We start from the raw sequence: 26126 nt of genomic DNA, 5'->3' as shown, positions 1-26126 counted from the left end.
GCGGCTTGGCAGCAACGAAGGATCATGCGACGCTGAATCCGAATGGCGATGCTGATAGCAGGCCATCCGGAGGACACGTCTTGTATCGCCGCATCGCCCTCGCCGCGCTGCTTGTCGCAGGCCACGTTCACAGCGGCTTTGCTGCGGCCGACCCGGCACGCTGCCGCGAGCTGATCCGCAAATACGAAACCGACAAGGCCCAGCTCAGCGCGATCGAGATCTCGCTGACCTTGTTCGCTGCCGCCAACGCCGATTGCATCAATCTCGCCACCGCCCTGCTCGATGGCGGCGCCTCGGTCGATGCACGGGACCGGCTCGGTGCAAGACCGCTGAGCCACGCTGCCCGCTCCGGCCATCTCGACATGGTCGACCTGCTGCTGGCCCGTGGCGCGCCGGTCGATGCCCGCAACCTCGCAGGATCGACCGCGCTGTATCTTGCCGCCGAGCGCGGCCATGTCGCGATCGTGCAGCGGCTGATCGACCGCGGCGCCGACGTCAATCTCACCGGACGCAGCGGCGCCTCGGCGGTCGCGGCCGCCGCCTATGCCGGCCGGGACATGGTGGTGCGCATGCTGCTGGCGCACGGCGCCGACGGCCGCAAGCCCGACGACACCGGCAAGCCGCCGGTCGTCTATGCGGCGGCCGGCGGCCAGCTCGGTATCGTCAAGCAGCTGCTCGCGCTCGATATCGACATCAACGCGCGCTACGCCAACGACCTAACGCTGCTGATGTGGGCGGCCGGACCGGATGAGACCGTGCCGGAGGCGCAGGCGCTCGAGGTCGTCGCGTATCTGCTGGACGCGGGCGCCAAGGTCGACGAACGCGATGCGCGGGGACGCACAGCGCTGATGATCGCCGCCGAGGGCAACCATCCGGCGATCGCCAAAGCGCTGCTCGCCCACGGCGCCGATGCGGCGCTGGCCGACAAGGCCGGCAAGCACGCCGCCGATCTCACCATCCTCTCGGCGCTGCGCGAAGAGCTGACACCGCACTGAGACGGCGGCGCCGCTCACAGCCCCGCCAGATACTCGACCAGCGCGGCGAGGTCGTCGGGCGACGTCGCGATCATGAGGTCGGACATGCCGGGATTGTTGCCGCGCGCGCGGGTGCGGAAATCGGCGATTGTCTTGGCGAGGTAGTCCCGCCCCATCCCGGCAAGCCGTGGCACCGTGCCGTCACCCTGGAAGCGATCGAGGTGGCAGGCCGGGCAGCCGACCGAAGCGCTGGCGCTGAGCGCCTTCGCCGCGACGTCCTTGGGCGCACGCGGCTGGCCGAGGTCCGGCCATGGCTTCTGCGAGAAATATTCCGCGATCGCCAGCATGTCGTCGCGCTCGAACTGGGTCGCGATCGGCTGCATGATCTCGCTCTTGCGATCGCCGCGCTTGAAATCCCGGAGCTGGATGTAGAGATAGCCGGCCTGCTGGCCCCAGATCGTCGGAATGGTCTTGTCGATGGGCTTGCCGGCCTCGCCGTGGCAACCGGCGCAGACCGCAACCTTGTCTTCGATTGTCTCTGCCCGCGCCTGCCCCGCCATCAGCAGCAACGCCGCGCCGCACATCATCTGTTTACCGAGCATCACCTGATCCGAACGGGTTATGATTCCCGTCATTGCGAGGAGCGAAAGCGACGAAGCAACCCATGCCTCCGCACATGCGGCACAATGGATTGCTTCGCTTCGCTCGCAATGACGCGGCTGGACCTTTGGTCCGAACAAAACCGAGGCGGGACCGGAGCGGGCCCGCCTCGCCGTCAACGCTTGTACGCGCGATTATGCATTCCGCCCCGGCTCAGTCGAGCGTGAAGGCGATGATGTTGTTGCCGCGCTTGAAATCGAGCTGGACGTTGCCGCCCGCACCGACCACGACATATTGCTTGCCGCCGACCATGTAGCTCGACGGCGGCGCGTTGACGCCGGCGCCGGCGCGGAAACTCCACAGCTCCTTGCCGCTCGACGAATTGTAGGCCGCGAACTTGCCGTTGCCCTCGCCGGTGAACACGAGGCCGCCGGCCGTGGCGAGGATGCCGCCGATCATCGGCTCAGGCGTCTTGACCTGCCACTTGATCTTGCCGGTGTTGTAGTTCACCGCGGTGATGTTGCCCGACTGCTTCTCGCTCGGGATCACCTTGAAGGCGCCGCCCAGCCACAGCTTGCCGTTCGGATAGGCGGTGCTTTCGACGTGGTAGGTCATCGGCTGGTGCAGATTGATGGCGTAGGCCAGCTCCTGTCCCGGGTCGGTCGCGATCGGCGACCATTCGACGCCGCCATTGGCGCCAGGCAGCATGCGCGCGCCCTCCTTGGTCGGCAGCACCCACATGTTCTCCTGCGGCACCATCGCCTCGGAGAAGCGGATCAGGCTGCAGTCCTTGCGATCGTGCACATAGATGTGTCCGGTCTTGCCGGCATGAATGACGCCGGGAATCGTCTTGCCGCCCTTGTCCTTGACGTCGACCAGCACCGTCGGGCTGACCGCGTCGAGGTCCCAGACGTCATGGGCGATGTACTGGAAGTGGCAGACATACTTGCCGGTGTCGAGATCGAGCGAGACCAGCGAGTTGGTGTAGAGGTTGTCGCCGGGCCGGTTCGAGCCGTCGAGGTCGGGCGATGGATTGCCGACGACGAAGTAGATCCGGTTGGTCGCGAGATCGACCGAAGGGTTCTGCCACACGCCGCCGCCGAGCTTGGCATAGGGATCGCCGATCTTGGCGAGCATGTCCTTCTCGGCCTGGATATTGCGATGCATGTCGCGGCCGGTGGCGTCCTTGGTGGCCCAGACTCCGACGGAGTTCTCCGGAATGGTGTTGAAATTCCACAGCTGCTTGCCGGTCTTGGCGTCATAGGCACGCACGAAGCCGCGGATGCCGTATTCGCCGCCATTGGTGCCGATCAGCACCTTGTCCTTGACCACGGTCGGCGCCATGGTCTCGCTGTAGCCGAGCTCGGGATCGGCGATGTTGGTGGTCCATACCACCTCGCCGGTCTTGGCGTTCAGAGCCATCAGCTTGGAATCCAGCGTCGCCAGATAGACCCTGTCGCCCAGCACCTGGACGCCGCGATTGTTGGGACCGCAGCAATAGACGGTGATCGGGCCCATCTTGTGGGCATAGTGCCAGAGCTGCTGACCGGTCTTGGCGTCGAGCGCATAGACATGGCTGAACGACGTCGTCACGTACATCACGCCATCGACGACGATCGGCGATGTCTCGAGCGACTCCTTGACGTCGGTCTGGAAGATCCAGGCGACGTGCAGGTTCTTCACATTGTCCCGGCTGATCTGCTTGCCCGGATAAAACCGCGTCTGGGCGTAATTTCCGTTGGTGAGCAGGAAGTCCTTGGCGTTCTTGTCGGCGGCGTTGAGCTGCTCCTGGGTCACCGGCGGCACATTGGCGTTGCCGAGAACCGACTGCTTCTCCTGCTTGACTTCCTGTGCGATGGCGGCGCCGGACAACAGGCCAACGCCGACCGCTGCGGCGAAGGCCGCAAGCCCTTTCACGTACATAGTCTCCCCCGTTATTTCTTGGTTGCAGTATCAGGGATGGTGTTTGCTACTTCCCCTCGAGGCCTGGCGTAGCGAGCGCGCACCGTGGTGGCCTTGGTTGCGCTGCAATAGATGATTGAAAAATGACAACGACAGGTATCGACGGACGGGTTCCATGTTAGCGCTGTCCTTCACAAAGACAACCGATGCGCTCGATGCGAAGCCGGAACAGCATGCGTTCGCGCGCCCGAAGTGCTGCGACCGCGGGCTTGCATCAAACTGAGCAATATCGGTGGCTTCCCGCGCCGTCACGCATCGCCGGACAGAATCGCCTTCGCAAGCGCAGCACGTAAAATGAGACTAAGCGTCAAGCGACGGCGTCGCGCGAGCTGCGGCGCCGGCTGAGGCCATTGCTCTCCGCCGGCGCGATCGCTTGCTCCGAGTTACTCGCAAGTTACTCCCAAGCCCAGGTCGAGAAATCATTCTCGAACTGCGGCACGTCTTTCCACACGCCCTTCAGCTTCTTGCTGGCGATCGTGATCAATTGCGGCTGGAACAGGAAGCAGGCGACCGCATCGGTTGCCAGCATCCGCTGCGCGTCGCCGAGCAGCTTGGCCCGGCCGGCCTCGTCAGGCGTCGCCATGATCTGCTGATAGAGCGCGTTGAACGCCTCTGACTTGTAGCCGAGATAGTAATCCGGCTCGGTCAGCTTCACGAGGTCGAACGGCTCGACATGCGCGACGATGGTGAGGTCGTAATTGTGCGGGCCGGTGAACACCTGCGACAGCCACTGCGCCCATTCCACGTTCTCGATCTTGGCAACGATACCGACCTTGGCGAGTTGGGCCGCGAGCACCTCGCCGCCCTGACGCGCGTAGGACGGCGGCGGCAGTTTCAGGCTGAGTTCGAGCGGCGTCTTGACGCCGGCCTCGGCCAGCAGCTTCTTGGCGAGCTCCGGATCGTAGGGGTTGATGCCGGTGGTATCGACATAGCCGAGCGATCCCGGCGTGTAGAAGCTGCCGATCGGCGTGCCGAAGCCGTCGACCGCGCCGTCGATCATCGCCTTGCGATCGATCGCGGCGAGGATGGCGCGACGAACCCGGACGTCGTCGAGCGGCTTCTTGCGTTCGTTGATGCCGACGATGGTTTTTGTTCGCGAGCCGCCGATCAGGACATTGAAGCGCGGATCGGCCTTGAACTGCGCCAGGCTGCGCGCCGCCGCAACCCGCGGAAACGCGTCGACGTCGCCCGACAGCAGCGCCGCGACCTGCGCGGCGGGATCGCCGATGAACCGGATCGTCACCTTGGACAGCTTGATCGCGGCGGCGTTGCGATACTCCGGCCATTTCACCAGCGTGATCGACGAGCCCTTGGCCCAGTTGCCGAGCGTGTAGGGTCCGGTGCCGACCGGCTGCGTCACGTCGGTCGGCGCGCTCTTCGGCTCGACGATCGAACCCGACGCCTGGCCGAGCAGGAACGGCAGGTTCGGCTCGGAATACTTCAACGCAACGACGATCGTCTCCGGGTCGGGCGCCGTCACCGACGCGAACGCCTGGTACAGGCTCCTGTCCTTGTTGGTCGAGGTCGGCGCTGCGGCACGGTCGAATGTGAACTTGACCGCGGCGGAATCGAAAGGCTCGCCATTGTGGAATTTGACGCCCTTGCGGAGCCTGAAGGTGTAGGTCTTGAGATCAGGCGAGGCTTGCCAGCTCTCGGCGAGCAGCGGCGACACCGAGCCGTCCTCGTTGATCTTGGTCAGCGTCTCGTAGATGTTGTAGAGCGTGACCTCGGCGATCGCCGCGGCCGCTGCGTTGGTCGGATCGAGCCCCGGCGGCTCCAGCGTCATGCCCATCACGACGCTGTCCTTCTTGCCCTGCGCGAAGCTCGGCAGCGGCGCGGCGGCGAGCGCGGCGGCGGCCGCGATGACGCACAATTTCCTCAACATTGGTCTGCTCCCCGGGCGTGCTCATTCTTCAAGCTCGGTCAACCTCACACGAAAGACTAACCGGCCTCGGCGACCACCGGCGGCAACGCCATCACCGCTTCGGCGTGATGGCAGGCCGCCAGATGGGTGTCACCCACGCTGCGTAGCGCAGGCGCGGTCTCGCGACAATGCTGGTCGGCCAGGGGGCAGCGCGGCGCGTAAGGACAGCCGGCCGTGACCGAGGACTGCGAGACGATCGCCTGCGCGCCGCGGCGCCGCCGGACACCACCGGCCCGGGCGCGCGGAACCGCATCGAGCAGCGCGCGCGTGTAGGGATGGGCGCTGTGGGCGAACAGATCTGCGGGATGCCCCTGCTCGACGATCCGCCCGAGATACATCACCGCGATCTCGTCGCAGATCAGATCGACCACGGCGAGGTCATGGCTGATCAGGATGTAGCTGAGCCCAAATTCGTCCTGCAGATCCTGCATCAGGTTGAGTACCTGCGCCTGCACCGAGACGTCGAGCGCCGAGACCGGCTCGTCGGCCACGATCAGTTTCGGCCGGGTGATCAGCGCGCGCGCAATCGCGATGCGCTGGCGCTGGCCGCCGGAGAATTCATGCGGGAACTTGTCCATGTCGGCATCGCGCAACCCGACCTGCCGCAGCACCGTGGCGACCCGCTCGCGCAGGCCGGCGCGATCGATCCGCCCGAGCGCGGTCAGCGGCTCGGCAACGATCCGCGCGATGGTCTGGCGCGGATCGAGCGAGCCGTAGGGATCCTGGAACACCATCTGGAAATCGCGGCGGGCGTGGCGCAGTTCGTCCGGCGGCATCCGGTTGAGGTCGCGGCCCATCATGACGACCTGCCCCGACGACGGCCGCTCCAGCGCCATCACCAGCCGCGCAAGGGTCGATTTGCCCGACCCGGACTCGCCGACCACGCCGAGGCTCCTGCCCGGCATCACCCGCGCCGTGACGCCGTTGAGCGCGTGCACCTGCGCCGCCGGCCTGAACAGGCTTTCACGCGGCAGGGTGTAACGCTGCGCGAGCTCCGTCACCTCGAGCAACGGCGTCGCAGATGATGGCTGGTCCAGCACCGTCATGCGACGACGCCTCCGTCGGCCATCGAGACGTCCGTCCTGATGCAACGCACGCCATGGCTTCCGCCGACATCGACGACTGGCGGGAGCGCCGCGCGGCAACGCGCCTCGACGATCGCGCAGCGATCGGCGAAGGTGCAGCCCGCGGGCAGGTCGGCGAGCTCCGGCACGGTACCGGCGATGGTCGTGAGCCGCGTGCCCTTGCGCGCGCCGAGCCGTGGCCGGGCGCGGAACAGGCCCTGCGTATAGGGATGGCCCATCCGCGTGAACACGGCCTGGGTCTCGCCGCTTTCGACGACGGTGCCGCCATACATCACCATCATTCGCGCGACATTCTCGGCGATCACGCCGAGATCATGCGAGATCAGGATCATCGCCATGCCGCGCTCCGCGACGAGGTCGGCGATCAGATCGAGGATCTGGCCCTGGATCGTGACGTCGAGCGCCGTGGTCGGCTCGTCGGCGATCAGCACATCGGGCTGGCAGGCCAGCGCCATCGCGATCGTGATGCGCTGGCGCTGGCCGCCCGAGAACTGGTGCGGATAGGCATCGATGCGCTTTGACGCATCGGGCAGCCCGACACGATCGAGCAAGGCGATGGCCTCCTGCCGCGCCTCAGCCGCCGAAACACTGGTGTGGCGCAGCAAGGGCTCGGCGACCTGGCGCCCGATCGTGTGCATCGGATTGAGCGCGGTCATCGGCTCCTGGAAGATCATGCTGATGCGGTTGCCGCGCAGCTTGCAATAGGCCGCATCAGGCAGTCCGACCAGCTCCGCGCCTTCGAGCCGGATGCTGCCGCTGATCACGGCGCTGTCCGGCAACAGCCCCATCAGGGCCAGCGCCGTGACCGACTTGCCGCAACCGGATTCGCCGACCAGCCCGAGCGTCTCGCCGCGGCGAAGCGTAAAGCTGACGCCGCGCACGGCCTGCGCCGGGCCGCGGCTGGTGTTGAGCCTGACGCCAAGGTCCTTCACCTCGATCAGCGGCGCGTCTGCGTTAGCCATGCTCAACGCTCCCGTGCCAGGCGGGGATCGAGCAGATCGCGCAAGCCGTCGCCGAGCAGATTGAGCCCGAGCACCGCGATCGCGATCGCGGCACCTGGATAGACCGCGAGCATCGGCGACTGGAACAGCAGGGTCTGCGCATCGTTGAGCATGCGGCCCCAGGACGGCTGCGGCGGCTGGGTGCCGAGCCCGAGATAGGACAGTGCGGCCTCGGCGAGGATCGCGAGCGCGAACTGGATCGTCGCCTGCACGATCAGGATCGACAGGATGTTCGGCAGCACATGCTCGATGGTGATGCGGAACGACCCCTTGCCGGCGGCGCGCGCGGCCAGCACGAATTCGCGGGCCCAGATCGCATTGGCCGAGCCGCGGGTGACGCGGACGAAGGTCGGGATCTGGAAGATGCCGATCGCGGTGATCGACGTCACCATGCCGGGGCCGGCGACCGCGGCGAGCATGATCGCCGACAGCACCGCTGGGAAAGCGAAAGTGAAGTCGCTCATCCGCATGATGAGCTCCTCGGTCCAGCCCTTGCGCGCGGCGGCGACCAGGCCGAGGCCAACGCCGAAGCTAAGGCCGATCCCCACCGCAATGACGCCGACCATGATGGTGGAGCGCGCGCCGACCAGCAGCAGCGAGACGATGTCGCGGCCGAGCACATCGGTGCCGAGCCAGTGCGCCGCCGACGGCGGGTGCAGTTTCGACGCGACATCGATGTCGTAAGCCGACCACGGCGTCCAGACCAGCGACAGCAGCGCTGCGCCGAGCACGAACAAGCTGAGCACCGCCCCGAGCAAGAAGCTGCGATGGCGCAGCGCGCGGCGCCAGAAGCCGGTCACAGGCCGCGCGCCCGGTGCGATTGCCGCGGTGCCGGCAGCTGCGGTCAGCGGCGCGCTCACAGGTTGGCCACCTTGATGCGCGGATCGATGAAGGCATAGAGCATATCGACCACGAAATTGACGATCACGACCATCGCGGCCAGCAGCATCACGCAATTGCGCACCACGATCAGGTCGCGGTTGGCGATCGACTGGAAGATCAGCCGGCCGAGGCCCGGCAGATAGAACACGTTCTCGATCACGATGGTGCCGGCCAGCAGATTGGCGAATTGCAGGCCCATCACTGTCATGACCGGGATCATGGCGTTGCGCAGCACGTGGCGCCACAGCACCTCGCGCTTGCCGAGCCCTTTTGCGCGCGCAGTGCGGACAAAGTCCTCGCGCAGCACCTCCAGCACCGCCGAGCGGGTGACGCGGGCGAGGATCGCGGCCTGCACCACGGCGAGCGAGATCGCGGGCAGCAGCAGCGAGCGGATCCCCGGCCAGATGCCGTCATCCCAGCCGGCGAACCCGCCGGCGGACAACAGTTGCAGCTTCACCGAGAACAGCAGGATCAGGAGGATCGCGAACCAGAAATTCGGCAGCGCGATGCCGATTTGGGTCAGCGACATCACGCCGACATCCCCGATCTTGTTGTGGTTGGCCGCGGTGTAGATGCCGGCAGCGAGCGCCAGCACCACCGTGATCAGCATCGACATGATCGCGAGCGGGATCGTCAGCACCAGCCGCTCCGCGATCAGTCCGGCCACCGGCGTGCCATAGACATAGCTGTTGCCGAGATCGCCGACCGCCATGCCCTTGAGCCAAAGCAGATAGCGAACCGTGAGCGGCTGGTCGAGGCCGAGCTTGACGGTGAGCGCGCGCACCGCATCGGGCGAGGCATCGGCACCCATCAGCATCTGCGCGGCATTGCCGGGCAACGCGTCGAGCACCAGGAAAATGATCAGCGAGGCCGCGAACAGGGTCGCCACCAGGGTCAGTATCCGCTGCAGGAAGAATACGCTCATGCCCGCTCGAAGGATTGGGAACAGGCCGCAGGTTTCAACATGTTCGCGAACGAATGCAAGCCCTTCGCTGCACCGTTCATCATGTCAGCGCCGGCCAGCGGCCGAGCAGATCGCTCGCCTCTTCGAACAGCGCCGCGGCGCGCAAGAGTTCCGCATCGGCCCGAAAGCGGCCGACCAGATGCAGGCCGATCGGCAGGCCGTCGCGGCCGAAGCCGGAGGGGATGCTGACCGCGGGATGCCCGGTCATGTTGAACAGCATGGTCCAGGGAAACCAGTGCGGCCGCACGCTGTCGAAGTTTTGGCCGTCGATGTCGATGGTGCCGAACAGATCCTGATCGATCGGCAACGCGGTGCGGGTCAGGGTCGGCATCGCCAGCAGGTCGCCGCGCACGAACAGCGACTGTATGCGACGGAACAACGCGGTGCGGTCGAACATCGCCTGCTGGTAGTCGACGCCGCTCACCTTCGCGGCGAGCGCAAGCTGCTTCAGGAAGGTCGGGCTGAGATCATCAGGATGCTCGGCCGCGAGCTTCTCGAACCGGGTGCGCCAGACCGTGTGATTGATGGCGCGCCAGATCGGCTCGATGTCGAATCCCTCGCCGGAGAATTCCTCGAGTTCGGCACCGAGGCTGGCCATCCGGTCGAGGCTCGCCTTGAAGTTCGCGGCGACGTCTGATGTTACCGGCCGGCCCGGCGGCGACAGGCAGTACAGCACCCGCCTGCCCCTGAGATCGCCGCGCGGCGCCGCGAGGTCGAGATAATCAGGCACCGGCACGCCGATCGACCACGGATCGGACGGATCCTCGCCGGCCATCGCCTGCATCATCAGCGCCGTGTCGGCGACCGTGCGGGTGGTCGGCGTGACATAGGTCTGGTTGCCGAAGGCGTCCTGCACCTGGCTGTGCGGGATCACGCCGTTGCTCTGCTTGATCCCGACCACGCCGTTGCAGGCGGCGGGAATCCGGGTCGAGCCGCCGCCGTCGGTCGCAACGGCCAGCGGCGCGATGCCGCTCGCGACCGCCACCGCGGCCCCGCCGCTGGAGCCGCCGCTGGACCGCGCGGCGCTCCACGCATTGCGGGTGCGGCCGAACAGCGGCGAGTCGGTCAGGCACTTGCTGCCGAACTCAGGCGTCGTGGTCTTGCCGAGCAATATTCCGCCCTGCGCACGGAGCCGGGCCACTGCGACGGCGTCGCTGTCGGGCACATTGTCCTTGTACGGCACCGCGCCAAAGGTCGTCCGCACGCCCCTTGTGCTGACGATGTCCTTCACGGTGAAGGGAATGCCGTGCAGCAGACCGAGCGGCTCACCGGCCATGACCTGCCGCTCCGCGGCCTTCGCCTGCGCCGTGGCGGCCTCGCCGCACAGCGTGATGAAGCAGTTGAGCTCCGGTTGCAGCCGCTCAGCGCGGGCCAGCACGGCGGCGGTGAGTTCGACGGGAGAGACTTCCTTGCGAGCGATGCGCGCACGAAGCTCAACGGCAGGCAGCAGGCACAGATCATCGCTCATTGGGAACACATGCTCGCTTCAGACGTGGTCGACGACCCGCATCGTGCCGCGCCGGATGCGTCAAGTCCATCGCCTCGCGCGCATGATGGTACGTGGGGCGGAGACGGCCGCGCCGTGGCCGCCTACCAGGTACCCGCGGGCAACTCCCGGCTGCGCGGCGGATCGGCGCCCGCGCGTGTGCAGGTGAAGGCAGCGCATTTGCAGGCGAACGACAGCGCGCGCGTGAGCTCGGCCGCGCTGATCCCGCGCAGCCGCTGCCGCGCGATCCGGTCCAACCGATGCAATGCGGCGAGCAGCGCGGCTTGAAAACTGTCGCCGGCGCCGATCGTATCCACCACATTCACCACCGGCGAGGCGACCTCGATCGGGCCGGCTTGGCGATGCCAGGCCGAGGCGCCATCATTGCCGCGCGTGACGACGACGAGCGATACGCCGTTCGACAGCAGCGCCTCGGCCCGCGCCGCATAGGCCTCGTCGCCGAACAGATAGGCGAAGTCGACGTCGGACATTTTTACGACATCCGCCTTGCCGCAGAACGCCAGCATGCGCGCGCGATAGGCGTCCTTGTCCCTGACGAGGTTCGGCCGGCAGTTCGGATCGAGCGAGATCGTCACGGTCGACCGCGCATCTTCGATGAAGGCAAGCGTCTCGGCCGCGCCCCTGTCATGGACCAGAGTCGTCGAGCCGGTGTGAAGGCAAGTGACGCCGTCAAGCGCGACCGCCTCGCGCCGATAGGTCCAGTTTCGCGACGCGGTCTCGGCATCGTAGAAGGCGTATTGCGTCTCGGTGCCGGTGACGCGTGCAAAGGCTAGCGTCGCCTGATGGTCGCTGCGCGTCGCGCGGCTGAGATCGACGCCGGAGCCCGCGGCGTGATCGGCGATCATCCGGCCGAAGGTGTCGGTCGAGATGCCGCCGACAAAGCCGGTGGGAATATCGAGCCGGGCGCTGCCGATCGCGATGTTGAGACAGGAGCCGCCGACCGCGGGCGTCAGCGCCTCGCGCCCATCTGCCGTCCGCGACGCCAGGAAATCGATCAGCGCATCTCCGCAACTCAGCAGCATGGACAAACAATCCCTACATTGGCGCCGCGCCGGGCACGCGCTTCATCGCCTCGCGGCTGTCGCGATCGAGCTGGCGCAGCATCCTGTGCACGCCGCGCTTCCGGCGGTGGAAATCGGCCAGCTCGGGCCTGGTCGGCTCGCTCAGCCGACCGAGCGCCGACATGCCGGCCATCGCCGCATTGATCGAATCGTGCGCACCGCTGGCGACCGCGCCCAGCATCGCGGCGCCGAGCAAAACAGGCTCTTGCGTCTGCGGCAGCGCAACCGTGTAGCCGGTGGTATCGGCCATGATCTGGCGCACCAGCGGGCTGCGGCTCGCGCCGCCGCCGATCACGATGGTCTTGCCGCTGACGCCATGGGCCTGCAGCGCCTCGATGACGTCGGCAAGGCCATAGGCCAGCCCGCACAGGCCGGCGATGAACAGCCGCTCCAGCGTCGACAAATCGGTATCGAGATCGAGCCCCGCGATCACCGCGCGCGAGCCGGGATCGGCGTAGGGCGAACGGTTGCCGAGGAATTCCGGCAGCACATGGACGTTGCGCGCCAGCAGCGCGGCCGCGCCGGCATTGCCGCTGCGCGCCAGGATGCGCTTCTCAAGGTACTCGATGACATCGACGCCGTCGCGCTTCGCCGCGGCCGAAACCTCGGCATGCGCCGGATGCGACTTGAGCAGATGATCGATCGCGGCCCCCGCCGCCGATTGACCGCCTTCGTTGAGCCAGAAGCCCGGCACCATGCCTTCGAAATACGGGCCCCAGACGCCGGGCACGAAGCAAGGATCGACGGTGGTCGCCATGATGCAGGCCGACGTTCCCATGATGTAGGCGAGCCGCTGGCAGACGTCGACCTCGGCGCCGGAGCCATCGCGGCCGCCGATCGCACCGACGCCGCCGGCATGGGCATCGATCAGCGAGGCGCCGACCGCGGTTCCCGGCATGAGGCCAAGATCGCGCGCGGCATCCTCCGACAGCCCGCGGCCGAGCGGCGAGCCGGGCGGCACGATCTCGGTGCCGATGCGGGCGAAGCGATCGGCGACGAGCGCCTCGAGCCCCACCCGCTTCAGGAACGATTCGCTCCAGCCGCCCTCACCCGCGACATAGGTCCATTTGCAGGTGACCGTGCAGGTCGAGCGCGCCAGCGACCCGGAGGCGCGGAACGAAAGATAGTCGGCGAGATCGAAGAAGTGACCGGCCGCCTCATAGGTCGCGGGCAGATGGCGCTTCAGCCAGAGGATCTTCGGGATCTCCATCTCAGGCGAGATGGCGCCGCCGACATAACGCAACACCTTGTCGCCGGTCGCGTTGACGAATTCAGTCTCGTCCATCGCGCGGTGGTCCATCCAGACCACCACGTTGCGCGCGGGATCGCCGGACGGGCTGACGGTCAGCGGCCGGCCGGCTCGGTCGAGCACGACCAGCGAGCAGGTCGCGTCGAAGCCGATACCCTTGACGTGCTCGGCGGCGACCGCCGCCTCCCGCATCGCATTGCGCACGGAGGCGACGCAGGCCGCCCAGATGTCGTCAGACGATTGCTCGACGATGTCGCCGGACTCGTGCCAGACCCGGATCGGATGCCGCGCCGAGCCCAGCAGCTTGCCGGTCTCGTCGAATACCCCCGCCCGGGCGCTGGTGCTCCCGACGTCCACCCCGATATAGGCTTGCCGCATGGCCGCTCATCTTTGCTTGCGCATGATCTCTTCGGAAAACCGGTCGCCACTTTTCCGGATCATGCTGTCCGGCGCAAGCCTACCAGCAAGTGTAGCCGCCATCGACCAGAACGATGCTTCCGGTCATCAGGCTCGCAGCCTCGGACGCCAGGAACAGCACCACGGAGGCGACCTCGTCGACCTGCCCCATCCGCGCCATCGGGGTTCCGCCGATCCAGGCGTCGTACATCTTGGGGCTGTTCTTCACGAAGGCGTTCAGCGGCGTCTCGATATAGGTCGGCGCCACGGCGTTGACGCGGATCCCGCGCGCGCCCCATTCCGCGGCGAGCGATTTGGTGAGGTGATGCACGGCGGCCTTGGAGGCATTGTAGAAGCACTGCTCCTGCGGCTTGTTGACGATGAAGCCGGACATCGAGCCGACATTGACGATGGTGCCAGACTTCGCCTTCAGCATGTGATTGCCGAACGCCCGGCAGCACCAGAAGGTCCCGTTCAGATTGACGTCGATGACGTTGAGCCAGTGCTCGTCGGTCACGGTCTCGGCCGGCGTCTCGCTGCGGGCGATGCCGGCATTGTTAACGAGAATGTCGACCTTGCCGTACTTGCGCACCAGCTCGTCGGCGACCGCCGAAACGCGGCCGGAGTCCGTCACGTCCATCAGCGCGATATCAGCGTCGAAGCCCTTGGCCTTCAGCGCCGCCTGCGCATCATTGGCGACCTTGGCGTCACGATCGCCGATGACGACCTTGGCGCCGGCTTCCGCGAGCGCTTCGGCGCAGGCGAGCCCGATGCCCTGACCGGCGCCGGTGATGATGGCGGTCTTGCCGCCAAGCCTGAATTTCTCGAGGTACATTTTCTTCTTCCTTTGCCTAAAGCCCGCGTTACGCAGGCGTGCCGCCCCGGCCAGAGCGAGATCAACTGCTGAGGATTACGCGCGGATCGATTTTCCGCCGTCGTCGAAACGATGGATGCGCGCCGGATCCGGGATCAGCGACACCTTGTCGCCGGGATGCAGGTCGAGCTCGCCGACATAGCGCGCGGTCAGCATTCCCAGTGGTCCGGCATCGACATAGAGAAAGGTGTCGCTGCCGAGATGCTCGGCGACCGCGACCGTGCCGTGCCAGCCGCCCTGCCCGTCGCGCTCGACCTTCAGATGCTCGGGCCGCACGCCGATCGTCGTGGCCCCCTGCTGCTTTGCAAGGTCACCGGTGACGAAATTCATCTTCGGCGAGCCGATGAAGCCGGCGACGAACAAATTGGCCGGCTTCTCGTAGAGCTCGAGCGGCGAGCCATACTGCTCGATCTTGCCGCCGTTCAGCACCACGATCTTGTCGGCCATGGTCATGGCCTCGACCTGGTCGTGGGTGACGTAGATCGCCGTGGTGCCGAGCTGCTTCTGCAGGCGCGTCACCTCGAGCCGCATCTGCACCCGCAGCGCGGCGTCGAGGTTCGACAGCGGCTCGTCGAACAGGAAGGCCTTCGGCTCGCGCACGATGGCGCGCCCGATCGCGACGCGCTGGCGCTGGCCGCCGGAGAGCTCGCGCGGCTTGCGATCGAGATAGGGCGTCAGGTTGAGGGTTGCCGCAGCGGCCTCGACCTTGCGGTTGATCTCGTCCTTCGGCAACCCCGCCATCTTCAGGCCGAACGCAATATTGCCGCGCACACTCATATGCGGATAGAGCGCATAGGACTGGAACACCATCGACAGCCCGCGCTTCGCCGGCGGCACGTCGACCACGTTGCGGCCGTCGATCAGGATGGCGCCGCCGGTGACGTCCTCGAGCCCCGCGATCAGCCGCAGCAGCGTGGTCTTGCCGCAGCCTGACGGACCGACGAAGACGACGAAGGAGCCGTCGGTGATCTCGAGGTCGGCACCCTTGATGATGTGGACCGGCCCGAACGATTTTTGCACACCCTGCAGCCTAATCTGACCCATGGGACAAGCCTTTCTGCTACTTGACCGCGCCGAAGGTCAGGCCACGGACGAGCTGCCGCTGACTGAACCAGCCGAGCACGAGAATGGGCGCGATCGCGAGCGTCGACGCCGCCGACAGTTTCGCCCAGAACAATCCTTCCGGGCTGGAATAGGATGCGATGAACACGGTGAGCGGCGCGGCCTCGAGCGTCGACAGATTGAGGGTCCAGAATGCCTCGTTCCACGCCAGGATCAGGTTGAGCAGCAAAGTCGAGGCGAGCCCCGGCACGGCCATCGGCGTCAGCACATAGATCAGCTCGCGGCCGATCGTGGCGCCGTCCATCCGCGCCGCCTCGAGGATGTCCTTGGGGATCTCCTTGAAATAGGTGAACAGCATCCAGATCACGATCGGCAGGTTGCCGAGGCACAGGATGAAGATCAGGCCGGTCCGGGTGTCGAGCAGGCCGAAATTCCGGTAGATCAGGTAGATCGGCACCAGCACGCCGACCGGCGGCATCATCTTGGTCGAGAGCATCCAGAGCAGGATGTCCTTGGTCCGCTTGGTCGGCGAGAATGCCATCGACCACGCGGCCGGAATTGCGATCAGCATCGCGATCAATGTCGAGCCGCCTGCGATGATGATCGAGTTGAGCGCGTGGTGGAAATAATCGCTGCGCTCCTGCACCGTGACGTAGTTTTCCGTCGTCCAGTGGAAGAACAGGAACGATGGCGGGATCGCGAACGCTTCGAGCTCGGTCTTGAAGCTCGCCAGCACCATCCAGAGGATCGGGAAGAAGATCAGGAAGCCGACCAGCCAGGCCGCGGCCGTCGAGATCGCCTTGCGCCGTGTCGTGACCATCCGCGCCATGACGTTACGCCTCCAGATTCCGGCCGACGATGCGAACGAGGAAGAACGCGACGATGTTGGCAAGCACCACCGCGACCAGGCCGCCCGCCGATGCGCTGCCGACGTCGTACTGGATCAGCGCCTGGGAATAGATCAGGAAGGCGATGTTGGTGGTCTGCAGGCCGGGACCGCCGCCGGTCGTGACGAATATCTCCGCGAACACCGTGAGCAGGAAGATGGTCTCGATCAGGATCACCACCGTGATCGGGCGCGCGAGGTGCGGCAGCGTGATGTAGATGAAGGTCGAGATCGCGCTCGCGCCGTCCATCTCGGCCGCCTCCTTCTGCTCCTCGTCGAGCGACTGCAGCGCTGTGAGCAGGATCAGGGTCGCGAACGGCAGCCACTGCCAGGAGATGATCAGGATCACCGAGAACAGCGGCGCCTCGTTGAACCAGTCGATCGCGGGCAACCCGAACAGATGTGCGATCCAGGCGAACAGGCCCGACACCGGATGCATCAGCAGGTTTTTCCAGACCAGCGCGCTCACCGTCGGCATCACGAAGAACGGCGCGATCACCATCAGGCGGACGATCGAGAGCCCGACCACCTGCTGGTCGAGCAACAGCGCCAGCGGCACGCCGAGGATGATCGTGATCGCGAGCACCGAGCCGACCAGCACCAAGGTGTTCTGCAACGAGGCGAGGAAGGCCGGATCGGTGAGGAAGTAGCGGAAGTTCTCCAGCCCGACGAAGGATTCGGAGCCGGGATCGAGCAGGTTGTAGTGCAGGGTCGCGAAGTAGATCGTGAGCGCCAGCGGCACGACCATCCAGATGAACAGCAGCGCCACGGCGGGCGTGAGCAGCGTGCGTGCGAGCAGTTGGGTCTGCTGGGTCGCCATCCCCGCCTCCTTCTTTCGGAAAGGAGCGACCATCCCGCTGCGGGACAGGATGGTCGCAAGTAGCCAGCTCGGGAGGTCGAAACTGGTCGGGAGGCCAGGGTGCATGCCGCGCCCCGGCTTTGGTCCAGGCGTGGTTTACTTGATATAGCCCGCGCGCTTCATCTCGCGCTCGGTCGCGGACTGCGCAGCCGAGAGCGCCGCATCGACGGTGGTCGAGCCGGATAACGCGGCCGAGAACTGCTGGCCGACCTGGGTGCCGATGCCCTGGAATTCAGGGATCGCCGCGTACTGCACGCCCACGTAAGGCACCGGTTTCACCGTCGGCTTGTTCGGGTCGGCCGCATCGATCGAGGCCAGCGTCAGCTTGGCGAAGGGCGCGACCTTCAGATAGTCGGGGTTCTTGTAGAGCGAGGTGCGCGTGCCGGGCGGCACGTTGGACCAGCCTTCCTTCGACGCGACGAGCTTGGTGTAATCCTTGCTGGTGGCCCAGGCGATGAACTTCTCGGCCGCATCGACCTTCTTCGAGCCGGCGGGGATCGCAAGGCTCCACGCCCACAGCCAGTTGGCGTTCTTGCCGAGCCCGGTGTTCGGGGCCAGCGCAAAGCCGACCTTGTCGGCAACCTTGGAATCCTTCGGGTTGGTCACCATGGACGCCGCCACCGTGGCATCGATCCACATCGCGCATTTGCCGGCGCTGAACAGCGCGAGATTCTCGTTGAAGCCGTTGGACGAGGCGCCGGGAGGTCCGGCCTGCTTCATCAGGTCGACATAGGTCGTCAGCGTCTTCTTCCATTCCGGCGAATTGAACTGCGGCTCCCACTTCTCGTCGAACCAGCGCGCGCCGAACGAATTGGACATCGCGGTCAGGAACGCCATGTTCTCGCCCCAGCCGGCCTTGCCGCGCAGGCAGATGCCGTAGACGCCGCCCGACTTGTCGGTCAGTTTCTTGGCGGCATCGACCACGAAGTCCCAGGTCGGGCTTTCCGGCATCTTCAGGCCGGCCTTGTCGAACAGGTCGGTGCGGTACATCACCATCGAACTCTCGCCGTAGAACGGTGCGGCGTAGAGCTTGCCGTCGACGGAGACCGCATCCTTGATCTTCGGCAGCAGGTCATTGACGTCGTAATCCGCGCCGAGCTTGTCGAGCGGCACCAGCCAGCTCTTCTTGGCCCAGATCGGCACCTCGTAGGTGCCGATGGTGAGCACGTCGAACTGGCCGCCCTTGGTGGCGATGTCGGTGGTCACGCGCTGGCGCAGCACGTTCTCCTCGAGCGTCACCCATTTCACGGTGATGTCGGGGTTCTTCGCGGTGAATTCGCTGGTGAGCCCCTGCATGCGGATCATGTCGCTGTTGTTGACGGTCGCCACCGTCAGCGTGGTCTGGGCGATCGAGGGGGCAGAGATCAAAAGACTGGCCGCGCCCGCAACGGCGCAAAGGACGTTTTTCACGGTGACCTCCCTATGTCACGTTGAGCATATGCCCACGTGCTGAGCGTATGTTCATCCTGTCGCCAAAATTTGTCAAGCACGCGGGTGCGCCGTCCCGCGCGATCGCGGGTTCCGCCACAGCCTGGAAGGGAGGTTTTTGCGGGAGCGAAAGGGCGTTTAGCGATCCAGCACCGCGCGTGCGGTGGCCTCATCGGTGATCAGGCCATTGATCACCCGGCCCGCCAGCGCGGCCTTGATCGACGGCACCTTGGCGGCGCCGACCGCCGCCGCGATCGTGGTCGAGACCGCGGGGATTTGCGGCGGAATGCTGGTCAGGCGCTTGTTGGTGCCGCCCTTGATGAGGCGGCCCTTGGCGTCATACGCCCAGCCCGTCACTTCACCGACCGCCCCGAGCCGCATCATCTCCAGCAGCTCTTCGCGGGTGACGAAACCGTCGACATGGACCTGCGCCTTCTGGTCCATCTGGCCGATGCCGATCAGGCGCAGATCGGCCTTGGCGGCGACAGCCCTCACCCGCGCGATCGGGTCGATCCGGATCATCCGGTTGCGCTCGTCCTCGCTCGACATCAGGAACGGCAACGGCATCGGGTAGTGCCGCGCACCGGTGCGGTCGGCGAGCCGTCCGACCGTGTCGTAGAAGCTCGCCGAGCCGTCGGCGGAGATATTTCCGACCAGCGAGACGATCTGATGGTCGGGCCGCTCGATCGGCGAGACCCGCTCGACCGCGGCGCGCACCGCACGGCCGGTGCCGAGCGCCACGATGACCGGCGTCTCCGAGCGCAGCGTCAGCTCCAGCAGATTGGCGCTGCGCTCCGCAATCCCGGCATTCGACAGCGGCGCCGCCGGATCCGATGGTACGACGTCGCAATGCACCAGATCGAACCGCTCCTTCAGCCGGGAAGCGAGCTCCATGCAGGCGGCAATGGGGTGTTCGAGACGAAACGTGATCAGCCGCTCGGCAAGGCACAGCGACACCAGGCGCTGCGCCGAGGCGCGCGACACCTGAAGCATCTTTGCAATCTCGTCCTGGGTGTGGCCCGCGATGAAATACAGCCAGCCGGCGCGCGCCGCATCGTCGAGGCGAGACTTTTCGTTGTCGGGCGCAGCCATGATCTTGCGTCAGCCTTCGTTCCAGAAATCCGTCATCGCGGCGAAGATTCGATCCGCCCCCGCCTGCTTCAGCAGAGCACTGCCGTCCGCCAGCCGATAGTGGGCGCCGCCGACGAATCCCCACACTTTCATCCCGGCGGCCTTCGCCGCCGTCACCCCGCTGACGCTGTCCTCGATCACGAGCGTACGGCGCGGATCGGCTCCCATCGCGCTGGCCGCATACAAGAACAGATCCGGCGCCGGCTTGCCATGCTCGACCATCTGCGCGGTGTAGAGCCGCGGCCCGAAGCTCGACGCAAGACCGGTCAACTCCAGCGAGAACCGCACGCGGTCAAGATCGCTCGATGAGGCAACACAATACGGCAGCTGCAATTCCGCGAGCACGGCGGCGATGCCGGCAATCGGTTTGAGCTGCGATCGGAAAGTCTCGCGCACCTGCAGCGCCAATTCAGTCAGGAAGGTCGACGGCAACGGCTTGCCCACACTCCGGCAATACGCGACCAGGGCCGTGGTGCTGCGCCCGAGGAAGAGTTCGAGCGCCCGATCGGTGCTCATCTCGATGCCGGCCTCGACCATCGCCTCGGCGAGGCAGCGGCAGCTCAGCTCCTCGCTGTCGACGAGCACGCCGTCACAGTCGAAGATGACGAGATCGGTCTTGGGCAGCCGCGGTTCCATCTCGGCATGAGATCATATGCCCACGCCATGAGCAATAGATCACAGTTCCGCGCGCGGAATGCCGCGCCTCAAATGGTCGCGGTGCACCGCCAACCATGCTGTGCGACAAGGCGAAATGCCGCATGACACACCTCTGATCGCGACCGTCGTCGCGGGCCTTGGATTAGCCTTCGTCTTCGGAACCATCGCCCAGCGCTTTCGGGTTCCGCCACTGGTCGGTTATCTGCTCGCGGGCGTCGCCGCGGGTCCGTTCACGCCGGGCTTCGTCGCCGACCAGGCGCTGGCGACCGAACTCGCCGAGCTCGGTATCATTCTGCTGATGTTCGGGGTCGGCCTGCATTTCTCGCTGAACGACTTGCTGTCGGTGCGCGCAATCGCGGTGCCCGGCGCCATCGCGCAGATTGCGGTCGCCACGCTGCTCGGCCTCGGCCTCGCGCTGTTGATGGGCTGGACCGTCGGTGCCGGCCTGGTGTTCGGGCTCGCGCTGTCGGTCGCGAGTACCGTCGTGCTGTTGCGCGCGCTGCAGGAGCGTCGCCTGATGGACACCGAGCGCGGCAAGATCGCGGTCGGCTGGCTGATCGTCGAGGACCTCGCCATGGTGCTCGCGCTGGTGCTGTTCCCGGCGGTGGCGAGTTTCCAGGGCGATGGCACGGCACTCACCTCCGACCCGCTCGCCACCCGCTTCGGCCTCGGGCTGACCGGCGTGCTTGTGCTGACGCTGATCAAGATCGCCGTGTTCATCGCGCTGATGCTGGTGGTCGGGCGGCGCCTGATTCCATGGGTGCTGCACTACATCGCGCACACCGGCTCGCGAGAGCTGTTCCGGCTGACCGTGCTCGCGATCGCGCTCTGCATCGCGTTCGGCGCCACCAAGCTGTTCGGGGTTTCGCTGGCGCTCGGCGCCTTCTTCGCCGGGATGATGCTGCGGGAATCGCCGCTCAGCCAGCGCGCCGCCCAGGAGACCCTGCCGCTGCGCGACGCCTTCGCGGTGCTGTTCTTCGTCTCGGTCGGCATGCTGTTCGATCCGCTGAGCGTGGTGCGCGAGCCGTGGCCGTTTCTCGCGACGCTGTTCGTGATCGTGGTCGGCAAGTCACTCGCCGCGCTTCTGATCGTCGTGCTGTTCCGTCACCCGATGGCGACCGCCCTGATGATCTCGGCGAGCCTCGCCCAGATCGGCGAATTCTCCTTCATCCTGGCCGAGCTCGGCGTTGCGCTCAATCTGCTGCCGAAGGCCGGCCGCGACCTGATCCTGGCCGGCGCGATCTTCTCGATCATGCTCAACCCGCTGGTGTTCGCGGTGGTCGACTGGCTGACCTCGCGGCTCGAGAAGCCGCAGGCCGCCTCGCCGACCGTTGCGACCACTGAACCGATCCCGGTCACCGACCTGCGGGATCACACCATCCTGGTCGGCTACGGCCGGGTCGGCAGCCTCGTGGGTGATGCCCTGCATCGGCGCAACGCGCCGTTTCTCGCGATCGAGGCGTCCGACGACACGGTCGCAAAGCTCAGGCAGCGCGGTATCGAGGCCCTGATGGGCAACGCCGCGCGCGCCAGCGTGCTGCGCGCGACCAATCCGGCCGCCGCGCGATCGCTGGTCATTGCGATCCCCGAAGCCTTCGAAGCCGGACAGATCGTCGAGCAGGCCCGCGCAGCCAACGCCGAGATCCGGATCATCGCCCGCGCGCATTCCGACGCCGAGGTCGATCATCTGAAAGGGCTCGGGGCCGATATCGTGATCATGGGCGAGCGCGAGATCGCCCGCGGCATGATCGAGGAGCTCGACCGGGGACATCTTGATGTTGCCTCGCAGGGTGCTGCGAGCGCGAGGGAAGATTCCGAGGCCTGAGCAACTGCGCCCACGGCGCGACGAAAGGAGATCAAGATATGGCGTTCAAGAGCCCGCAAGTTTCACTGGTGTCGTTCTCGATCGAGATCGGCGCGGGTGCCACGACCAATGTAATGCAGATCGAGACCGCCCTGCATCTGAACGCGCGTCATCCGAGCTATGACGCCGCGGCGATCGAGCGTCTGGTACGCGACGCGCAGGCCTATCTTGCCGGCAACGCCGACCAGGTCACGCAAATCCGGCTGGTCTCCAACCGCAGCGGCCAGACCTGACGAAATCAGCCGCCGAGGAATGCGGGCGCCAGATCTTCCTGCACGATGATGTTGGCGGCCTCCGTCGTCAGCTCGCTGCCGACGAGGTCGAGATTCTTTGCAGCCTCGAACAGCATCGCGCGGACGTCGTCCGGCGTCAGCACGCCCTTGGCGATTAGCTTGCGCACCAGCGCCTGCAGGATGAGAACGTCGATCTCGCCATGGGCCAGCGGCGTCGGCTTGTCCGTCATGATTGTCTCCAGGGACTGAGGTTCGCGGCTAGCGCGGCGATGACGCGATGTCCTTGTGCAATTCTTCGAATGCACGGCGCAGCCCGTGCAGCTGATCGACCAGATGCAGGATGACGTCGATCCCCTCGTCGTTGACGCCGAAGTCGCCCTTCAGATCGCGGATCAGGTGCGCGCGCGCCACGTCGGTATCGGAGAAACTGACCTCGTGCGCGGTCTCGTCCGGAACGAGCCATTGCTGCTCGATCCAGAACTCCAGGGTCTGCACCTCGAGACCCGCATCGATGAGGAACTGCTGCTTGTTCATGATGCACCATCATCGCGTGGATTGAATCCCTTGCGATCCCAGCTCGACACGAACGCCTCGAGCGCGGGATCGGGTCCCTTGGGCAGGACCACCTTGAGCTTGACGAACTCATCGCCGTGACCGCCGCCGGCCTTGGGCGCGCCCTTGCCGCGCAAGCGCAACGTCGTGCCGGTGTTCGCGCCCTTCGGAACCGTCATGGTCACGGCGCCGGTCGGGGTCGGAACGTTGACCTTGCCGCCAAGCACGGCTTCCGACAGCGAGATCGGCAATTCCAGCGAGATGTCGTCGCCCTCGCGGGTGAAGCGCGGATCGGGGCGAACATCGACTTCGATCAGCGCATCGCCGGGGCCGCCCTTGCCGCTGCCGGGCATGCCCTTGCCGCGCAGGCGAATGACCTGGCCGTCGATCAGGCCGGCCGGGATCGTCACGTCGAGCGTGCCGCCATCGGGAAGCATCAGGCGCTTGCTCGCACCGGCGATCGATTCCGCGAAATCGATCACGAGACTGTAGTGCAGGTCGCGGCCGCGCCGGTTGGCGCGCGCCTGCTCGGTGCGCCGAAGCAACTCGGCGAACGCGTCGTCCTGGTCCATATAGTCGGCATAACCGGAACTGTCGGCATAGGGATGCCCGCCATCCGCGGTGGCGAAATCCCGGTAGTAGCGATGCTGCGGCCGCTCGGTGCCGTCAGCGTCGATCTCGCCGGCGTCGAAGCGCTTGCGCTTGTCGGCATCCGAGAGCAGATCGTTCGCCGCGGCGATTTCCTTGAACTTTTCTTCGGCAGCCTTGTCACCCGGATTGAGATCCGGATGCAGCTTCTTCGCCAGCTTTCGATAGGCCTTCTGGATATCGACCGCAGACGCCGTCGGGGCAACGCCAAGAACCTCATACGGATTTCTCACAACTTGCTCCGCAACACCGTGAGTGCACCTGCGATCATGAGGGCGCAAAAGCAGGCGATTTGCAAGTGCGCTGGCAGATCGCCCGGCAAGGGGCGACGCAGGCTGCGCTCACGTCACAGCCGAGCTAAGACGTATGTCCAGGGTCCAGATAGTTCGGCATGTTCTTTTCTTGCTGCGGTGTCATCCTGGCGGGATCCGGCTTGCCCGGCACGCCTCGCGGGCCAAGCAGGGCTCGCTGCATATCGTCCTCGCTGAGGCGCGGCTTGCCGTCGTCAAGCTGTCCGCTGCCGCTGTGACTCTGTGCCATGACCGACCTCCAGTGCTGATCGCTTGCGCGGACGAGGATATCGCGCTCCGCCGGGACGAGCCAGCGGAGCGCGATCGTTCCGTTAGTGCTCCTGCCGCTTCTCCTCTGCAGGATGACCTGCGGGAGGCGCAGCATGTGGCGGCGCCTGAACGTGCGGCTCCGGCCGTGCCGCCGGCTGCGGATGCGCCTCAGGGCGGGCGATCGTCTCCGGTCGTGCTTCAGGCCTTGCCGCAGGCTCCGGTCGTGGTTCGGGCCTTGCTGCCTGCTCCGGCCGCGCGACGGGCTTCGCTGCGGGCTCAGGCCGCGGCTCCTCCTTGCGCACCTCTTCAGGACGCCTTTCCGGTGCGGCAGGCCGAGCCGCTTCGGTTGCGGGCCGCGGCTCAGCCTTCGGTTCGGCGGCAGGCGCGGCACGCTTCTCCTCGACCGCAGGCTTACCCACCTCAGCGGGCGGATGCGTCGCAGCGCCCTTCTCGGGGACCGGAAGCTCGTGCGACCCGGCCGCTGCCGGCGCAGCAGGACGCGGCTCAACCTTCGTCTCGGGAGCAGGTGCTGCGCGCTTCTCCTCGGCCGCGGGCTTGCTCTCCTGGGCGCCAGGACGCGCCGCAGGAAGCTCCTTCCCCGGGACAGGGAGCGCGTGCGAGTCAGCCGGTGTAGTTGCAGGCGCTGCTGCAGTTCCCGGCCGCGCCGGCTCCGCGGCTGCGGGCCTGGCGGCGGTGGCAGGCACCGCCTCGCCGGCCGGCCGCGCGCGGACCACGCCCGGTCCCTTCAGCTCGCCGGGCCGCGCGGTTGCGGCAACGGCCGGCACGCCATTGTTGGCCCGCTTGAACAGGCTCGGATCCTGGCTTGCGATCTCGACCTGCTTGCGTTGCAGCGGCGTCGCCGCGAAATGCTGCTCCTTGGCGATCGTACGTTCGGCGGGAGTCGGCCGTACGTCGATGCCGCCGCGGCCGCCATTGTAGCTGACGTTGTTGACGGTGGTCTGATTGATCGTGACGTTCTTCTCGTAGACGTTGGTGATGCGCGCACCCTGCAGATTGTTCACGGCGCGATTGTAGAAGAAATTGCCGTGATCCCAGCGGCCGCCTTCATAGCCTGAACCGCCGTAGCCGAAGCCGTAATTGATGCCGCCGTAGAAGCCGACGCGCTCGCCCCAATAGCCCTGATGGAAAATGAAGCCGCCGCCGAACGCGCCCCAGTAGCCGGGGGTCCACAGCAGTCCGACCCGCGGCGGCTGCACCCAGGTGCCCGGCACCCAGTAGTAATCGCCGCGATCCTCGTCCCACGACCAATTGCCCGGTGACCAGATGTAACCGGGCCCGGGCACCGGCGGCTGATCGTAGGTCGGCAGCGGCGGCGGCGCGGTCTCGACAGCAGAGACCGGCGCGCATGCCGCGTCCTGCGCGATTGCCGGCACGGCCGTCGCAGCGAACAGCGCCGTGGCCAGCGCGGCGCACGACACGGTCGAAAGGAAACGAGTGGTCATTGGGGAGCCTCTTCGATGAACACGTTCAACGTGAGAACCGGAACAAAAGTTCCGTGCGTCGGCAATGCGCCGACACAGTTCATCGCTAACGCCTTGACCTTACATCAACCTGAAACAGCCCCAAATGCATCGCGCAGCTATTCATCGACGGTTCAGAGTGTGCAGTGACTCATCATCGAGCGATTCAGTGGAACATTACGCGACGCAGTTCTGCATCATCGCGTGCACTCGACGAAGCGCGAGATCATCCCCGTTGAAATCGCAAGGGTGACTTCGGCTCTCGCACGATTGCAACGATGCTGAC

25 protein-coding genes are annotated in these 26126 nt (G+C 66.1%); 3 read left to right on the top strand and 22 right to left on the bottom strand.

Going from position 1 to position 26126, the window contains the following annotated elements:
• Positions 1-80 precede the first annotated feature (80 nt).
• Positions 81-995 carry an ankyrin repeat domain-containing protein gene (locus tag AKN83_RS12785; RefSeq protein WP_050402557.1) on the top strand — a complete coding sequence of 305 codons (915 nt, stop codon included), beginning with the start codon at positions 81-83 and terminating at the stop codon, positions 993-995.
• Between the two features lie 14 nt (positions 996-1009).
• Here the strand turns inward: AKN83_RS12785 and AKN83_RS12780 are convergent, their stop codons facing one another.
• From AKN83_RS12780 to AKN83_RS12700, 17 genes are all read right to left on the bottom strand, one after another.
• The gene (locus AKN83_RS12780; RefSeq protein ID WP_244521966.1) at positions 1010-1576 is read right to left on the bottom strand and encodes a c-type cytochrome; all 567 of its coding nucleotides are present in this window, start codon (positions 1574-1576) and stop codon (positions 1010-1012) included.
• A 211-nt stretch (positions 1577-1787) separates the two neighbouring features.
• The gene (locus AKN83_RS12775) at positions 1788-3497 is read right to left on the bottom strand and encodes a pyrroloquinoline quinone-dependent dehydrogenase (RefSeq protein ID WP_050402558.1); all 1710 of its coding nucleotides are present in this window, start codon (positions 3495-3497) and stop codon (positions 1788-1790) included.
• 433 nt (positions 3498-3930) lie between these two features.
• Complete coding sequence (locus AKN83_RS12770; RefSeq protein ID WP_050402559.1) at positions 3931-5421, bottom strand: ABC transporter substrate-binding protein; 1491 nt, start codon at positions 5419-5421, stop codon at positions 3931-3933.
• A gap of 56 nt (positions 5422-5477) precedes the next feature.
• Positions 5478-6506, bottom strand: coding sequence for an ABC transporter ATP-binding protein (locus AKN83_RS12765; protein WP_050402560.1), 1029 nt, complete (start codon positions 6504-6506; stop codon positions 5478-5480).
• Positions 6503-7507 (bottom strand): ABC transporter ATP-binding protein, encoded by a 1005-nt coding sequence (locus tag AKN83_RS12760; RefSeq protein WP_063695312.1) that lies wholly within the window; start codon positions 7505-7507, stop codon positions 6503-6505. Before AKN83_RS12760 ends, AKN83_RS12765 begins: the two co-directional genes overlap by 4 nt.
• Before the next feature lie 2 nt (positions 7508-7509).
• On the bottom strand, positions 7510-8406 hold the full coding sequence (locus tag AKN83_RS12755; protein WP_050402562.1) for an ABC transporter permease: 897 nt from the start codon (positions 8404-8406) through the stop codon (positions 7510-7512).
• Complete coding sequence (locus tag AKN83_RS12750) at positions 8403-9353, bottom strand: ABC transporter permease (RefSeq protein ID WP_050402563.1); 951 nt, start codon at positions 9351-9353, stop codon at positions 8403-8405. The genes AKN83_RS12755 and AKN83_RS12750 overlap by 4 nt, the downstream gene beginning before the upstream one ends.
• A gap of 79 nt (positions 9354-9432) precedes the next feature.
• The gene (locus AKN83_RS12745; protein WP_050402564.1) at positions 9433-10860 is read right to left on the bottom strand and encodes an amidase; all 1428 of its coding nucleotides are present in this window, start codon (positions 10858-10860) and stop codon (positions 9433-9435) included.
• Positions 10861-10982: 122 nt separating this feature from the next.
• Positions 10983-11921: a carbohydrate kinase family protein gene (locus tag AKN83_RS12740; RefSeq protein WP_050402565.1), complete on the bottom strand. Its 939-nt coding sequence runs from the start codon at positions 11919-11921 to the stop codon at positions 10983-10985.
• 13 nt (positions 11922-11934) lie between these two features.
• The gene (locus AKN83_RS12735; protein ID WP_050402566.1) at positions 11935-13587 is read right to left on the bottom strand and encodes an FGGY-family carbohydrate kinase; all 1653 of its coding nucleotides are present in this window, start codon (positions 13585-13587) and stop codon (positions 11935-11937) included.
• A 79-nt stretch (positions 13588-13666) separates the two neighbouring features.
• The gene (locus AKN83_RS12730; protein ID WP_050402567.1) at positions 13667-14440 is read right to left on the bottom strand and encodes an SDR family NAD(P)-dependent oxidoreductase; all 774 of its coding nucleotides are present in this window, start codon (positions 14438-14440) and stop codon (positions 13667-13669) included.
• Between the two features lie 75 nt (positions 14441-14515).
• Positions 14516-15523, bottom strand: coding sequence for an ABC transporter ATP-binding protein (locus AKN83_RS12725; protein ID WP_050402568.1), 1008 nt, complete (start codon positions 15521-15523; stop codon positions 14516-14518).
• 16 nt (positions 15524-15539) lie between these two features.
• Positions 15540-16370: a carbohydrate ABC transporter permease gene (locus AKN83_RS12720; protein WP_050402569.1), complete on the bottom strand. Its 831-nt coding sequence runs from the start codon at positions 16368-16370 to the stop codon at positions 15540-15542.
• A gap of 4 nt (positions 16371-16374) precedes the next feature.
• Complete coding sequence (locus AKN83_RS12715) at positions 16375-17247, bottom strand: carbohydrate ABC transporter permease (protein ID WP_050402570.1); 873 nt, start codon at positions 17245-17247, stop codon at positions 16375-16377.
• A 135-nt stretch (positions 17248-17382) separates the two neighbouring features.
• Positions 17383-18696 carry an ABC transporter substrate-binding protein gene (locus tag AKN83_RS12710; protein ID WP_050402571.1) on the bottom strand — a complete coding sequence of 438 codons (1314 nt, stop codon included), beginning with the start codon at positions 18694-18696 and terminating at the stop codon, positions 17383-17385.
• Positions 18697-18852: 156 nt separating this feature from the next.
• Positions 18853-19806 carry a sugar-binding transcriptional regulator gene (locus tag AKN83_RS12705; protein ID WP_050402572.1) on the bottom strand — a complete coding sequence of 318 codons (954 nt, stop codon included), beginning with the start codon at positions 19804-19806 and terminating at the stop codon, positions 18853-18855.
• Between the two features lie 9 nt (positions 19807-19815).
• The gene (locus AKN83_RS12700; protein WP_050402573.1) at positions 19816-20481 is read right to left on the bottom strand and encodes an HAD family hydrolase; all 666 of its coding nucleotides are present in this window, start codon (positions 20479-20481) and stop codon (positions 19816-19818) included.
• 115 nt (positions 20482-20596) lie between these two features.
• On the opposite strand from AKN83_RS12700, the gene ybaL reads away from it, so the two are divergent.
• Together ybaL and AKN83_RS12690 are read left to right on the top strand one after the other, a co-directional pair.
• Positions 20597-22327: a YbaL family putative K(+) efflux transporter gene (gene ybaL, locus AKN83_RS12695; protein WP_063695339.1), complete on the top strand. Its 1731-nt coding sequence runs from the start codon at positions 20597-20599 to the stop codon at positions 22325-22327.
• 38 nt (positions 22328-22365) lie between these two features.
• Positions 22366-22599, top strand: a complete 234-nt coding sequence (locus AKN83_RS12690; RefSeq protein ID WP_050402574.1) for a hypothetical protein — start codon at positions 22366-22368, stop codon at positions 22597-22599.
• A gap of 5 nt (positions 22600-22604) precedes the next feature.
• On the opposite strand, the gene AKN83_RS12685 is transcribed toward AKN83_RS12690, so the two are convergent.
• The 5 genes from AKN83_RS12685 to AKN83_RS40895 form a co-directional block, all read right to left on the bottom strand.
• Positions 22605-22829, bottom strand: coding sequence for a hypothetical protein (locus AKN83_RS12685; protein WP_021081495.1), 225 nt, complete (start codon positions 22827-22829; stop codon positions 22605-22607).
• Positions 22830-22857: 28 nt separating this feature from the next.
• A complete protein-coding gene (locus AKN83_RS12680; RefSeq protein ID WP_050402575.1) occupies positions 22858-23133 on the bottom strand; it encodes a chaperone modulator CbpM in 276 nt (91 codons plus the stop codon).
• The gene (locus AKN83_RS12675; protein WP_050402576.1) at positions 23130-24032 is read right to left on the bottom strand and encodes a DnaJ C-terminal domain-containing protein; all 903 of its coding nucleotides are present in this window, start codon (positions 24030-24032) and stop codon (positions 23130-23132) included. Before AKN83_RS12675 ends, AKN83_RS12680 begins: the two co-directional genes overlap by 4 nt.
• A gap of 124 nt (positions 24033-24156) precedes the next feature.
• Positions 24157-24339: a hypothetical protein gene (locus AKN83_RS12670; RefSeq protein WP_050402782.1), complete on the bottom strand. Its 183-nt coding sequence runs from the start codon at positions 24337-24339 to the stop codon at positions 24157-24159.
• A gap of 82 nt (positions 24340-24421) precedes the next feature.
• Positions 24422-25822 (bottom strand): YXWGXW repeat-containing protein, encoded by a 1401-nt coding sequence (locus AKN83_RS40895; RefSeq protein ID WP_050402577.1) that lies wholly within the window; start codon positions 25820-25822, stop codon positions 24422-24424.
• Between the last annotated feature and the right edge of the window lie 304 nt (positions 25823-26126).

Origin of the sequence: Bradyrhizobium embrapense, assembly GCF_001189235.2 — a bacterium.
Classification (GTDB): domain Bacteria; phylum Pseudomonadota; class Alphaproteobacteria; order Rhizobiales; family Xanthobacteraceae; genus Bradyrhizobium; species Bradyrhizobium embrapense.
This window is presented reverse-complemented; position numbering and strand designations above follow the sequence as displayed.